The organism is Chitinophaga hostae (genome assembly GCF_018224885.1).
Classification (GTDB): domain Bacteria; phylum Bacteroidota; class Bacteroidia; order Chitinophagales; family Chitinophagaceae; genus Chitinophaga; species Chitinophaga hostae.
The window spans coordinates 391,156-407,703 of the sequence record NZ_JAGTXB010000006.1; the positions used below are offsets into that span (position 1 = coordinate 391,156).

General features: G+C 49.6%; 1 protein-coding gene. It reads left to right on the top strand.

Going from position 1 to position 16,548, the window contains the following annotated elements; all coding sequences use genetic code 11:
- Positions 1-385: 385 nt before the first annotated feature.
- A complete protein-coding gene (locus KE626_RS15415; RefSeq protein ID WP_211973800.1) occupies positions 386-16,543 on the top strand; it encodes a T9SS type B sorting domain-containing protein in 16,158 nt (5,385 codons plus the stop codon).
- Positions 16,544-16,548: the final 5 nt, after the last annotated feature.

Consider the following 16,548-nt stretch of genomic DNA (forward strand, 5'->3'; position numbering starts at 1 on the left):
GATGCAGGGTGCACTTTTTTTATATAGGACTCCTTATCTTCTGGGATATTAAATATTCTATATATTATTAATTTCAAACCTTTTAAAAAAATAATTATAATAGACGTGATTTTTTTATAAAAGCCTTGCAATACATTTGTTGCATATCAAGTCCTTAACACCAAAGTCGTATATACCGTTTTTGCCCGTTCATAACCTTCTCCCACCCAGAGTAATACAGCCAGGATTTATACGTTAGCGCCTATTGTTTCATGTGAGAACAATCATTTAATCACGCTTTTTTTCTTTTCCCCCACAAAAGAAATCGGTTATGCTTTACCTGAACCCGGTATTGTGACAATGAATTGTGTCTGTTCAGCCCCTTTTTGAGATACAAAGACCTTATATGAAAAGAATTTTCCCCGTTTGTGTATTGGTATTCCTTTACCTGGTTTTGGCTATTGAGAGTTTTGGAGAAGGCAGCAAAGATATGTATCCCTCGGGAGCATTGGGTAACCGTGCCTATATGACGAGTTCCTCAACCGCCACCAGCTCACTGATAGGTAATATTTACAACCCCGGCAGAATGTTCGTATATGCGAAGGCGGGAGAAGTGATTTATATAGGATCGAGCGCACAGGGAATAGGTTCGGGCACCACCCGTCTTGTTGCACCCAATGGAACAAGCTATAATACAGGATCCTCCACCATAACAGGGCGTATTAATAACCGCGCAGAGGAACTCGCAGGGCCATCTGCCCTGGCGGTAGGTGGATATAGCGCCTATTCAAGAACAGTCCTCGCAACGGAAGAAGGTATATGGACCATAGAATTTGGTCCGCCCAACCCAGCCTCCACCTCATTGGGAACAGGATTCAGCCCGCCGGCTGCAAACGCTGCCTGGACTACCGCTAATCAGAATGCAGTAAGCACCCTGGCGTTAATAGTTGCCTGGGATATTACCGTTGCCAGTGGAGGTGTGGCACAATCCGGACGCGCCTACGTAAATATTTTTACAGGTAACGCCGGTACCGCCTCTTCCGCGTTTTATGGTAAGTTTAATGTACTCACAAAGGATGGCTTTACGTATACCGCTGCCGGCAATGGTATACAGCCTTTCCTGTTTGCTTTTTTTGTTAACAACAAAGGTACCCGCGACAAAACAACAGGCGTACCCGTATATAAAAGTGTAGACCTTGGTAGCGTTACTTCTTCTAACGGCGCTTACTCTTTTCATAATCCTACATTACCGGACGACGCAACCAACATTACCCAGAAACTATTTTATAATGCACCGGATAATACGCTGCCATCCAGCGCTTCGCTATGGTCCGGCGGGGCTGCGGCTACTACCTGGTTAATTAGCACTCCTATTAATCCTGTAGTGAGCCTGGTATTTTTTACAGGGAGAGAAGGCACACCGGGGCGCTCCGGTACTCCGCCACTGGGAGGTGGTTATGTACATTTTACTGCTAATCAGAATGGTAATTTTAAAATATCTATCGATGTAAATAATAATGGCAGTACTGCCGATCCGGTAGACCGGATCATTACCGGGTCTTCTGTATCCGGAGATAATGCCATTTTATGGGACGGTAAGAATGGATTGGGCGCCGATGTCGCCAGCGGGACAAATATCACCGTTTCGGTTGTGCTCTTTTCGGGTGAAGTACACTTCCCATATATGGATGTGGAAAATAACGTGAATGGTATCAATATTACGCGTACCAACGGTTCCAATGCACCGGATCCTACCGTTTACTGGAATGATGAATTACTGGGAAGCGGCGTTGGCGCTCCGGTTCCGGTGAATGCATCCGCCAGTCCGGGCGTAAACAGCACACTTAACGGTCACAGGTATACGAATAGTTATGGTGATAATAGTTTGCTGGATACCTGGGCCTATATTTTCAGCGCGCCCCAGGTAGCCAGTGTAACTGTGAAGCAATACCAGGCCGACCTGGAAGTGGTGAATAACATTCCATCGCTCACGGCTATTTGTGCCGGTAAGCCAATCACATATACTACCATTTTAAGAAACAATGGTCCGGATTCCGCTAATGGCGCGCGTTACATCTTTTCATTTCCTGCACAGTTAGCGAATGTGGTGGTAACTCCTGTTGTTAGTGGAAATGCGGTGATCGTTACCAGCGCTATCACAGGCAATGCTTATAATGCTACGGTGAACCTGCCCAATGGCGCCACTATCAGTTATACCATTACGGGTACTTTAACGGATGTACCTGTAGGAGGAAATCTCATCACCAAATCAAGTGCGCTGCGTCCGCCGGATGTAACAGATCCTGATGCCACCAGTGCCGCCAGCGGCAATCCTGTTGATCCGGACATAGAATGTAATGGAGCCCCATCGGGCGCTGGCTGTAACAATATCAAAACCAGCAGTATCCCTGTGTCTACCGCTATTGGCAGTAATATTGTCAACGCATCCCAATCTATTTGTATTGGCAGCACGCCGTCGCCGCTCACCGGTAATGCTATTACCGGCAGCCCGGTTTATCTGTGGCAGTCCAGCATAACCAGCGCCACCGCCGGATTTGCCCCGGCAACAGGGACTAATAACGGTAAAGACTATACGCCAGCAGCACTTCCTCAATCCACCTGGTACAGAAGAATTGTTAACTCCGGCAGCTGCAGCGATACCAGTGCCGCTATTATGATTACTGTCAACCCGCTGCTGCTGCCCGGTGTAATTGCAGGTAATCAGACATTTTGCGGCAATGGTGATCCTGTTGCATTTACACAAACAACACCAGCTACAGGAGGCTCCGGCACATATACTTATCGCTGGCAGTCTTCTGTAAACAATAACACATTTAATGATATTGCGGGGGCTACACTGGTTACCTATGATGCGCCTGCCGTTTCACAAACAACTTATTTCAGGCGTATTGTCAGCAGCACAGGTTCCGGCTGTGCCGATATGATCAGCGATACACTCACCGTGTTGATCAACGCCGTGCCTACAATTGCAGCTGCAGGAGGCGATCAGCAGCTTTGTGATGTTAATGCCACAACGTTGTCTGGTAATACGCCGGTAACAGGTACCGGCGGATGGCGTCAGCTGAGTGGTCCTAACACAGCACTCATTGCAGATACCGCGTTGCCTAATGCCGGCATCACCGGTCTTACAAGTGGGACCTACGCCTTTGTATGGACCATTCGCAACGGTGTTTGCGCGCCTTCAACAGATACGGTGCTGATTACGATAGCGCCGTTGCCTTCTGCCGCCAGCGCAGGTGATGACCAGGCTTTGTGTAATGCAAGCACCACTACGTTGACAGGGAATATCCCTGTAAATGGCACCGGCACCTGGACCACTATCAGTAGCCCGGCGTCTCCTGTTTTTGCCAATGCTAACCTGGGGACTACCGGTATACAGGGTCTTCAGCCAGGCGTGTACCAGCTGAAATGGACGATCAGCAGCGGAGCTTGCGCATCAACCGCAGATACCATGCAAATCACGGTTAACGCATTACCAACTACCGCCAATGCAGGTCCGGATCAAACTAAGAATAACAGCGGCCTGTTTAATATGAACGCTAACACTGCAACCAGTGGCACCGGCGCATGGGCAGTTGTGGGCGGAGCCGGCAGCATTGCTGATCCATCAAATCCAAATACTACTGTTACGCTGCAGCCTAATACCACTGCCACGCTTACCTGGTCTGTTACCAACGGTAATTGCCCGCCATCAGCAGATACCGTTGTATTGAGATATGTAAGACAGGCTGACCTGAAAGTCACCAAAACTGATGCAGGTAATACCTATAAGGCAGGTGGTCCGGTTACCTATACTATTACGGTAGAGAATCTCGGACCTTCAGATGTAAGCGGTTTCCAGATACAGGACGTGTTGCCTTCAAAGATGCAGAATGCTACCTGGACTTCCGCAGTAAACGGTGTAGGCGTAAGCGTTAGTCCGGCCAGCGGCAGCGGCCCTGCCGTTTCAACAACCGGCAACCTGCCTTTTGCAGCCGGTAACCAAATAGTGATCACTGTAAAAGGTATCGTAGATCCTGCTGCGTTGGGCGGCGATTCGATGGTGAACCAGGCCATTGTTCCTATCCCGCTGGAAACACCCGATCCAAATGAAAGTAATAATACCTCGACCGTAAAAGGTATTGTACCTAATAATCCACCGGTAGCGGCAGACGATCAATACACCACGTTGCGTGACGTACCGGTGCAGGGCAATGTATTGACCAATGACAGCGATCCTGAACACGGAGCACTGACTGCCTCGTTGGTAAGCGGGCCTTCAAATGGTATCCTGCAACTGAACCCCGATGGCACCTTTACCTATACGCCGAATCCTGGTTATACGGGTACCGATAGTTATGTGTACAATGCCTGTGATGACAAGGGTGCCTGCAGCCCGGCTACCGCTACCATTGAGGTGAAACCGGCTGTACTGGATCTTTCTGTATCAAAGGCGGCAACTCCGGCTAATGCCGGCGCAGGAGAGGCGTTAAGCTACACCATTACTGTTACCAATAATGGTCCTTCCAAACTATTGGCAACGGAAACGTTTACCGTTGCAGACAGTTTACCACAGGGCTTTGTTGCGAATAGCTATACGCCATCTGCAGGCACTTATACACCGGCATCCGGTCAGTGGACAGGCGTTGCGCTTGCGCCGGGACAAACGGTATCGCTGGTGATTGCAGGCGAAGTATCCGCAGCATATACCGGCAACGAGTTATCCAACAGGGTAATCACCAAACCACCGCCAGGTACTACTGATCCTACCCCTGCCGATACTACTATTGTTACACCGGTAACACGTAAAGTAGAAGTAGTTGTAACGAAAACGGATAACACTACACTTTATACGCCGGGTACTACAGTAACTTACAATGTTGCCTATACCAATAACGGACCCTCCGATGTGCTGCAGCTGCAGGTAACAGATCCGTTGCCTGCGGGTATTACAACCGCCAGCTGGAATTATGCATTTACAGCCGGTTCTCAGCCCAACGGGCAAGGCACCGGGGCTATAGATCAAAAATGGGATTTGCCGGCCGGAGCGGGCGTTATTTACACCTTAACGATGGTCATTCCATCTAACTTCACCGGCCCGCTGGTGAATAAGGCAACAGCCATTGTTCCGCCAGGATACACCAACATTAATCCCGCTGCTAATACTGCTACTGATACTGATACCGCTGCACCGCGCTATAACGTAACAATTACGAAAGATGGCCCGGCAAGCGAAATTGCAGGGACATCGATCAGCTACCATCTGCAGATCATGAATACCGGTCCATCCGATCTTCCTGCAGCAGTTGTCAGCGATATATTGCCATCGTTTGTTCAGAATGCCACCTGGACGGTGACACCGTCTGGTACTGCCACTGCAGATGTTAGCAATGGTAATGGCCATGTTGTCTTCACAGCGAAACTACCAGCAGGAAGCGCCAATAAACTGGATGTAACTATTACAGGCACGCTTAGCGCTGCCGCCACCGGTAGTTTTGAGAATATAGCCACCGTTAATATTCCCGGTCAGCCAGTCATCACTTCCAACAACGTTATTACTACCGTACAGAATCAAACAGGCCTCAATATCACGAAGGAAAGCACGCCTGCCGGAAACGTTACCGCCGGAGAAGCCATTCAGTATAAGATCAGTGTTACCAACAATGGTCCTTCAAATGCCACCGGGGTAGTGATTACGGATGTGATACCGGCAGTCATCCAGAACCCGCAGTGGCAAGCCGCCGGCAGCGGAGGAGCTGTGGTAACGGGTGCAGCAGCAGGTAGCGGCAGCAACATTAATACTACTGCCGATATCCCGGCAGGCGCCCCAAATGTGATCATTGTAACTGTATCAGGTACGGTGAGTGCTGCCGCAAAAGATACTATTATGAATACGGCAACAGCAGGAACGCCGGCTGGTCCGTCTGTAACAGCCGGCAGCGAAGTAAAAGTGCTGAACAAACCCGGATTGCAGATTGTGAAAACAGGCCCTGGCACTGCGGATGCGGGCACCAAGGTGAACTATACCATTACCGTTACGAACAACGGACCATCTGACGCAGTAAATGCCACTGTTACTGATGTGTTGTCTTCCACACTCACGGGTGTTAGCTGGACGGCTACAGCAGCTGGTAGTGCCACTGTTACAGGCGGAGCCTCCGGCAACAATAATAATATATTGGTAACCGGTGATATCCCGGCAGGTGCAGGTAACAATATTATCATCCGTGTAACGGGCATTTTAATCACAGAAGCCAGTGGTACTATCACCAATACTGCAAAGGTGCAGGTGAATAATGATTCTCCTGTGCCATCTAACGAAATCGTTACCACGATTAATAATAAACCGGGACTGGTGATTTCGAAATCCGGTCCGGCTGCCGCCAGCGCAGGGGAAAGGATCACCTATACCATTGAAGTAAGTAATACAGGGCCATCCGATGCCTTTAATGCGCAACTGCGGGATACATTGTCTGCCTTCTTAAAGGATTTGCAGGTGCAGGTTAATTCCCATGGAAAAACAACAGTAGCTTCCGCTGTGATCAGCAACAGCATATTGCAGCTGAGTGGTGATTTCCCTGTAGGCGATACCAATTATGCAGTGATATTATTAAGCGGGGTTATTGATCCGGCGTTTAAAGGGCAGATCCCTAACCAGGCATTCATATACGCTGCCAATAACACCTCTGTGGCTTCAGATCGTGTGATAACAATTGTTACCAGCGACCCCAAACTGATCATTAACAAGAATGGTCCGGACACTGTTGCCGCTGGTCAGCTGATCACCTACAAGCTGCTGGTGACCAACACCGGTTTATCAGATGCGCAAAATATTACCATCCACGATATTGTAGCCACGTTAAGCGGCGTATCCTGGAATGCAACGCCAGGAGGCATTGCCAGCGTTACAGGAGGAGCAAGTGGCAGTGGTAATACTATTGCGGTGAATGGAACTATCCCTGCGGGTACAGGCAATTATATTGCCATTACTATTGTGGGTAAAGTATCGCCGGGGGCAGCCGGACAGCTATCTAATGCCGCAACGGCCGATGGTCCCGGTATTCCGCCGGTGCATTCCGATACCGTTATTACCAATGTATTGAACAAACCGCAATTGCAGATCAGTAAAACCGGTCCACAAAATGCGGTCGGTGGGGAACGGATGATGTATACGCTGGATATCACTAACAGCGGACCATCCAACGCTACCGCCGTAAATATTGCAGATGTGGTGCCGGCGGCGGTACAGCATCTCGACTGGACAGCCGTAGCCTCCGGCGGTGCCGTGATCAGCGGACCCGCCAGCGGTAACACCAACAATGTAACGGTTACCGCCAATATACCCGCTGATACCGGCAGGATACGTATTACTATTAATGGCACATTTGATCCTGCAGCGGCGGGTACCATTACCAATACCGCAACAGCTGGTGTGTCTGGCGGTACGCCGGTATCGGCATCACTGCAAACCAATATAACGAATGAACCGGCGCTAAGCATTGATAAATCCGGCCCGGCCACCATTCATGCAGGTGAGCAGATTACCTATACTCTCGTAGCTACAAATACGGGGCTCTCTGATGCGAAAGAAATATTTATACAGGATGTAATAGCCGCGCAGGTATCGAATGTAAGCTGGACTACCAGCGTTGTTGGCAATGCAGCGGTAACAACCGGCGCTACCGGTACCGGCAATAGTTTACTGATCAGTGGCGACCTGGCAGCAGGCAGCGGAAATCATATATTCGTTACCGTTACAGGAACCGTGTCGCCGGATTTCATAGGTACGCTCCGTAACGATGCAGCCATTTATCAGAAAGGACGGGATACTACAAAGAGCGAAATAGTAAATACCACTGTAACCAGCGCCTCCGCATTACAGTTGGCGAAGAGTGCGCCGGATACACTTGCGGCAGGCAGCGCTATTACCTATACTGTTGTCATTACCAACAACGGGCCTTCAAATGCAAAACAGGTCACCATTTCAGATGTAGTGCCTGGCAGCGTGAAAAATGTAACCTGGACAGCGGTAAGCAATGGTGAAGCAGCTGTAACCGGTGGCGCCGGCAGTGGCAATAACATCAGCTTTACAGGTGATATCGAAGCAGGTACGGGTAACAGTATTTTGCTTACCATTGAAGGCACCATTGATCCGGCATTTACGGGAGATATTAATAACACAGCTACTGCCACCATCACCGGTCAGCCGCCGTTTACTTCCAACGATGCAGTAACCCATGTAGTCAATACTCCCGGCGTTAGTATCTCCAAATCCGGCCCGGCCCAAAGTCCGGCGGGAGCAGATATTTCGTGGATCATTACCGTCACCAATAATGGCCCTTCCGATGCAATTGGTATAGTTGTAAAAGATACTATTCCTAATGGCGTTACGAATGTAAGCTGGACAACGGTTAATAACGGCGCCGGACTCGTAACTGCCGGCGGTACCGGTAGCGGCAATACTATTTCCGTTACCGGAAATGTACCTGCCGGCGCTGGTAATACTATACAGGTGATGGTAACAGGTAATGTGCTTTCATCGTATAGCGGGGCACCATTGGTGAACAGGGCTGTAGCCGTTGTTCCCGGTCAGCCGGTTACTTCGGATACGGTGAGTACCACTATCACCAACAATCCAGGATTGCAGGTTGTAAAAACAGGTCCGGGTGCCATCAGTGCAGGCGAAAAAGTTACTTATACCATCACTATCACGAACAATGGTCCATCCGATGCCGTGAATGTGGCGATCGCTGATGTGCTGGATCCTGCATTGTTAAGTCCGCATTGGACGGCTGCGACCACAGGCGCCGGCACCAGTATGAACAATACGGAGGACACTGTTAACATCAACACGACGGGTAATATACCGGCAGGCCCCGGACACAGTATTGTAATAACGTTAACGGGTGTACTTAACCCTGATTTTACCGGAACACAACTGGTCAATACGGCGAGCGCCACTCCGCCAGGATTACCTGGCGTTTCATCAACAGTAACGTCTACGGTTACACGTAAGGCTGATCTGCAAATAATTAAGAGCGGCCCGGCAAATGCGATAGCGGGAGAGCAGGTAACGTATAACATCACCATAACCAACCGTGGTCCTTCCAATGTAAAAGGCGTTGAGATAGCAGACATTATCCCCCCAGGTATCATTAATGCCTCCTGGACGGCTATAGCCACCGGAGCAGGAGCTGCTGTATCCGTAGCTTCAGGTACAGGTGATGTGGCCACTACTGCTGATATTCCTGCCGGCAGTGGTACTATCACCATAGTGATTAGCGCCCAGGTGAATCCGGGTGCATTAACAGGCGCTATCGACAATACCGCTACCGCCACACCACCGGCGGGTGTAACAGATAACACCCCGGCAACTTCTACAGTAACTACCAACGTTACAAGGGCTGCCGACCTGGTCATTGTAAAATCGGGTCCGGCCAACAGGAATGCCGGTCAGCATATCACCTGGCAGCTGGTTGTTACCAACAGAGGTATTTCAGATGTATCCAACGCGGTGATCACGGATGTTGTTCCGAACTTTGCCACTATCAGCAGCGTAACTACCAGTACCCGGGGTAATGCTACAGCCGGTGTTCCGGTAATCGTTGACAAGAATATAACGCTGAGTGCCGACATCGCAGCAGGCGCCGGTAATGAAGTGATCGTTACTATCAACGGACAGGTAATGAGTGAAGCGATAGGCACCCTCACTAATACAGCTACCGTAACACCGCCGGCAGATGTAACAGAAACAATACCTGCCAATAACACCAGTAGTATTAGTACCAATGTTACTTCTGATGTTGGATTGCAATTATCCAAGTCCGGACCGGCAACGGTAAACGTGGGAGACACTATTCACTATGATATTGAACTGACTAACACCGGCTTGTCTGTAGCCGACAACATAGCCATTGCAGACCTGGTGCCGGCAGATATTTCGGCGGTTACCTGGACTGCTGTTCCCATTGGTACTGCATCAGTATCTATTCCCGGCGGAAGCGGTAATAACATTAATCTCACAGGCATGCTGGGAGGCGATCAGTCAGGCACTATCCTTATCAGTATAAAAGGACTGGTAAGTGCTACTTCTGCCAGCACTATTACTAACGTTGTTACTGCTACATTCGGGGGCGTTAAGAGCAGCCAGGTGGTAACTTCTGTCAATAAAACAGCAAACCTGCGGATCAGTAAAACAGCGCCATCGGCAATCGCTGCCGGGCAGCCAATCACCTATGTGATAAAAGTGAATAATGCCGGCCCTGCCGATGTTACAGGTGCAACTATTGCTGACGCTATTCCTGCCGGCATTACCAATTTAACATGGACCGCTGCTGCTACAAACGGAGCTTCCGTTACGCCAGGCAGCGGCACGGGCAACACGGTATCATTGTTGGCAGATATACGTGCGAATACAGACACCATTACCCTGGTTGTGAAAGGAATGGTAGATGTTGGTTTCACAGGCACGTTAACTAATACAGCTACAGCAACACCTCCGGTTGGTGTTACTAACCCGGTGCCTGCAATTGCTACAGTAAATACCGTTGTAACAAGTCAGCCAGGATTGGTACTCGTGAAATCGGGTCCTGCTGAAATTGCGGCAGGTACAGCTATTACTTACCGGCTGGAACTCCGTAACAACGGACCATCCAACGCTACCAACGTAAAATTGCAGGATGTAATACCTGCTGAAATACTGAACGCCACCTGGGTGGGCACCGGCAATGGCACCACCAGCTCAGGCTCCGGCAATGTGGATGTGACACGCGACGTTCCGGTAGACAGCGTAATTACGGTGCTGGTATCGGGTATGACCGATCCCGCTTTTAACGGTGTAATGACCAATATCGCTGTGGCTAACGGAAACGGACAAACGGTAAATAGCAATGTTGTTAATACAAATGTAATCAGTCGGCCATCCCTGCAAATCAGCAAGGCAGGCCCGGCAAACCTGGCAGCCGGCCAGTCTGTCAGTTATGTGGTGAAGGTTACCAACAACGGTCCTTCTACGGCTAATAACATTACTATTGCCGACGTAATTCCGGCCGCCATTAAAAATGCAGTTTGGAATGCGACCGCTGGAGGCAGTGCTGCCATTACCGGGGGGAACGTCAGCAATAAACCCGGGAATGTGGTGCTGACCGGAAGTATACCAGCGGGGGCCGCCAACAGCATTCTTGTTACCATCAACGGTATAGTGGATGCCGCTTATAGTGGTATGCTTACCAATATCGCCAGTGTAACACCGGAAAATGGTCAGCCCATAACGGCAACGGCTATATCTGAAATCACTGTTAACCCGGGCATCAGGCTGGTGAAATCTGCACCGGACAGCGCTAATGCAGGTAGCAGGATCACCTATACGATAGACGCATACAATGATGGCCCGTCTGACGCAGCCGGCATTGTACTGGCCGATTCGTTGCCGGTACAGTTGCAACAGGTAGTATGGTCTGCTACTGCCGCCGGTAACGCTGTTATCAGTGGAGGTAATGTAACAGGCAAAACAGGTAATGTGGTCATCACGGCAAACATCCCGGCAGGTACCGGAAATGTGATACACATCCAGGTATCGGGTATTATTGATCCTGCATATGCAGGAGAACTGAGCAACACCGCTACCGCTGACGTAAATGGAAAAATTGTTCCATCTAATGATGTAACCACCGAAGTAGTAAACCGTGTAGCAATACGTTTGGTGAAGACTGGCCCAGCCAGAGCTAACGCAGGCGCACAGATCACTTATACACTTGTACTGGACAATGGCGGGCCTTCCGATGCCAGTGCTATTACGGTATCTGATATACTGCCGGCCACCATTCAAAACCCTGTGTGGTCAGCTACTGCATCGGGTGCTGCGAATATCAACGGAGGAAACATCAGCGGCAGAACCGGCAACGTATCTTTTGTGGCCAATGTACCGACAGGTACCAATAACAGGGTACTGGTATCCATCACCGGAACAATCGCACCTTCATTTACCGGAACGGTTACTAACACCGGTGGATATACGATAAATGGTTTGCCGGAAGTGCCCAGCAACCCGGTAGTTACTACTGTGGCGGCATCACCGGGACTTCAGTTGCGTAAAACAGGTCCCGATACCCTCGCAGCAGGCAGGAAGATTACCTATGTGCTGCAGGCATCTAACAACGGTCCTTCTGACGCAAATAATATTACCATCAGTGATAATGTTCCTGCCGGAATACAGCAGGTGAGCTGGACAGCTACCGCTGCAACAGGGGCTGCCATCCTTGGCAGCGCTACCGGCTATACCAATAATGTAAGCGTGAATGGAAATATTCCTGTAGGTGGCAGTATCGTGGTAACTATTACCGGCACCATTGTAGCCGGTCAAACAGGCTCCATCCTGAATAAAGCCTCACTGCTATTTAATGCAACAGAGGCAGCGAAAGATTCTGTGAATACCCGAATCATCAATGTGCCCGGTGTATCCGTTACCAAATCTGGCCCGCATACCATCGATGCAGGCAGCAATGTCACCTATAACATTGATGTGGTAAATGCCGGCCCGTCTGACCTGGTGAATGCACTGGTGAAAGATATTGTGCCTGCGCAGATAAAGAATGTTTCGTGGAACATTACGCTCGAGGGGGGCGCTACGCTGGCTGCGAGCACACCTGTTACCGGAACGGGCAGCTTAATCAGTTTCCATGGTAATGTACCGGCCGGCAATACCAATGCCATCCACATCTTAGTTACAGGTACGGCCGATCCGGACTTTACAGGCGTTATCACAAATGTGGCTACGGCAACGGATGCCAATGGAAAAGAATACACCGGCAGTGTAACCACAGATGTACAGCGGCTCGCGCAGATGGCGATTACGAAGTCCGGTCCGGCCAAATTAGATGCGGGTGAAGTGATCAGCTACCTGGTCACCGCCACTAATCTCGGACCTTCCAATGCAAATGGAATCACTATCACAGATGTGGTGCCTGCAACTATTACAGATGTTACCTGGGCAGCTGTTGCCAACGGAAATGCGGTGATCATTGGTCCTGCAGCAGGAACAGGCAGCAGTATTGCCGTCAAAGGAAATATCCCAGGCGGTACTGCTAATAATATACAACTGACCATTAACGGAAAAATACCTGCTAATACCACGGCCACCAGCATCAGCAATGCGGCGGCATTGAAACAACCAGACAGCAGCATTATTACCAGTGATCCGGTGGTAACTACTATCCAGCGCAAAACAAACATCAGCATCGTGAAACAGGCGCCATCTGCAGCTAACGCAGGAGATAGCCTGAGTTATACCATCACGGTCAGCAATACCGGCCCTTCCGACGCCACAGATGTTGCTATCAGCGATATAGTAACGGATACACTTACAGGCGTACGTTGGTGTGCAATAGCAACAGGAGCTGCACAGGTAACCGGCAGCACTGCCGGTTCAGGCAACCAGGTGAATATACATGCAGTGATACCGGCAGGTGTAAATAATGTTGTTACCATACAAATTACCGGTCGCATTGCACCAGGCTTTATCGGAACATTGACCAACCGGGCTTCGGCCACTTCAAACGGAGAACAGTTCCCATCGAATACTACCACTACGAACGTAACACCGCGCTCAGCGTTTACCATTACTAAAACAGGCCCCGCTGTTGTTAATGCCGGTGATAGCATCAAATACGTAGTGACGGTATTAAATGCCGGGCCGTCTGATGCAACAGGTATTACCATTACAGACATTGTTCCTGCAACGATAACAGGTGTAAGCTGGGTAGCTACCGCGGGTGGAAGCGCGGCCACTACAAGTGCTGCCGCCGGAACCGGTAATAATATTGCCGTGAAAGGTAATATCCCGGCAGGCACCGGCAATAACATCATACTTCAAATCAGTGGTATGATACCGGCTAATACCACTGCTGCCGATGTTAGTAATACTGCCAGCTTAACCAAACCTGACAATACCACTATCAGCAGCACGCAGGTGATCACTACTATTGGCCGTAAATATCAACTCCGGATTAATAAACAAGCGCCGGCCACCGGTATCGCGGGCGATAGTCTGAAGTATACTATTACGGTAACAAACGATGGTCCATCCGATGCGACCGGTGTGAAGATCAGCGATATTGTTTCTGATACGCTCAGTGGCGTTAGCTGGACAGCCACTGCCACCGGCAATGCGCAGATCACCGGCAACAGCAGCGGCAGCGGTGACGTTACGCTGACCGGTAATATTAACGCCGGTACAGGTAATGCGATCAATATACAAATTGCAGGTAAGATTAATCCTGCTTTCAGTGGCACCATTACCAATACCGCCAGCGCAACAGATATCAATAATAGGATAGTAACCGCAACAGCGTCTACTGTGGTAAATACACAATCGGCATTGAGTATTGTCAAAACAGGCAGTGCACAGGTGAATGCAGGTGATACCATTCATTATGTTATCACCGCCAGTAATGCAGGTCCATCAAATGCAGCAGGTGTGAGCATTGCAGACCAGGTGCCTGCAGCGGTTGTTAATGTTAGCTGGACAGCTGTGGCCAATGGAACCTCACAGCTCGCTGGCGGAGCAACAGGAAGTGGTAATAATGTGCTGGTGAAAGGAGATATTGATGCAGGTGCGGGTAATACCATTGTAGTGAATATTACCGGCGTGGTAGCGCCGGGTACAACCACCAATGTATCCAATATTGCGGTACTCAAACCAGTAACCGGCGACTCTATCCCGAGCACGCCTGTTGTAACGGTAGTAACGCAGCAGCCTGCATTGCGTATTGTAAAACAGGCGGCCGCCAATGCTGTTGCAGGGGATAGTCTGAAGTATACTATTACGGTAACAAACGATGGTCCATCCGATGCGACCGGTGTGAAGATCAGCGATATTGTTTCTGATACGCTCAGTGGCGTTAGCTGGACAGCCACTGCCACCGGCAATGCGCAGATCACCGGCAACAGCAGCGGCAGCGGTGACGTTACGCTGACCGGTAATATTAACGCCGGTACAGGTAATGCGATCAATATACAAATTGCAGGTAAGATTGATCCTGCTTTCAAGGGCAGCATTATCAATATTGCCAGTGCTACTGATGTTAATAATAAAACGGTTACCAGTACGGTTACTACACAGGTAAGCAGCCAGTCTCAGCTCCGAATCACGAAAACCGGTACGCGACAGGTAAATGCCGGCGATACCATCCGCTATGTGATTACAGCATCTAATGCCGGACCATCTTCCGCGCAGGGGGTAACGATTACAGACCTGGTACCGGCAGTCATTGGTAAGGTAACCTGGACGGCAGTGGCCAATGGTACTTCGCAATTAACAGGCGGATCTGGTGGCAGCGGCAATAATGTTATGGTGAAAGGTAACCTCGATGCAGGTAACGGAAATACTATACAGATAAATATTACAGGTGTGGTGCCTGCAGATGCAACAGTAACAAGTGTTTCGAACACCGCTATCCTGCAGCCGGAAACTGGCTCGCCAATTCCGACCGATCCGGTGGAAACCATCGTCATCCCTGCTGTGAAAACAGCAGACCTCTCTGTTACCAAGTCAGGTCCTGTTAGTTTGCAACGCAACGATTCCATCACTTATGTGCTGGTAGCAGCCAACGCGGGTCCTGCAGCGGCCAATGGCGCCGTGATTACAGATATATTGCCGGTGAGCATTGAAGGTGCTTATGCGGTAGTGCAGAGCGTTACCGGAGGTGCCGGTGATATTCAGATCACTAACACAGGCAATGTTATCCGCGCAACCGTAGGTAATTTCCCTGCGGGTGCAAACGTACGGATCACTATCAGGGGTAAGGTGGTGACTACTACGCAGCTGCGTAACCAGGCGGTGATTGCAACGCCAGAGGGTATCACTGATGGTAATCAGCAAAACAATACCAGTGCTACTGTTATTACTGATGTGAAAGAACTGCCGATGGCGGATCTGCAGGTGCAGAAAGCTTTAGTGAATACAACGCCATTGCAGGTTGGAGGTAAAGCAGAATTTGTGATCACGCTGAATAATGCTGGTCCATTTACGGCGCCGGTGATCAGGGTGAAAGATACGTTAAGCGGTAATCTCGATATCATCAATGGATTTGACGCCAGCGCAGGCGAAGTAAGTTATGATCCGGGCTCCAAAATACTGACATGGACGCTTGATAGTTTACGAGTAACGCAAACGGCTACACTAAAATATGCCGCACGTGTTACCAATACCGGCGATGTGGTTAACAGCGCTACCGCTGCATCATTGTTGCCGGATCCGGATTTGTCCAATAACAGGGCTACCAGTAAGGTAATTACTGTAACAGGCGATGATATTCTTATTCCGAATGTGATTACACCGAACGGTGATGGTAAGAATGATAAGTTCGTGATTATTGGTATCTCCAGGTATCCTAATTCTTCCTTATTTATCTATAACCGTTGGGGTAACATGGTGTACCAGTCAAAGAACTACCAGAACGAATGGAATGGAAAAGACCTGAACGAAGGCACTTACTATTACATCCTGAAACTGAACACACCAAATGGAGAAAGGTCCTACAAAGGATGGATTGAATTACTGAGATAAGATGT

Coding starts and splice junctions, on each gene's coding strand:
- KE626_RS15415 (WP_211973800.1), top strand. CDS start 386: ATGAAAAGAATTTTCCCCGTTTGTGTATTGGTATTCCTTTACCTGGTT.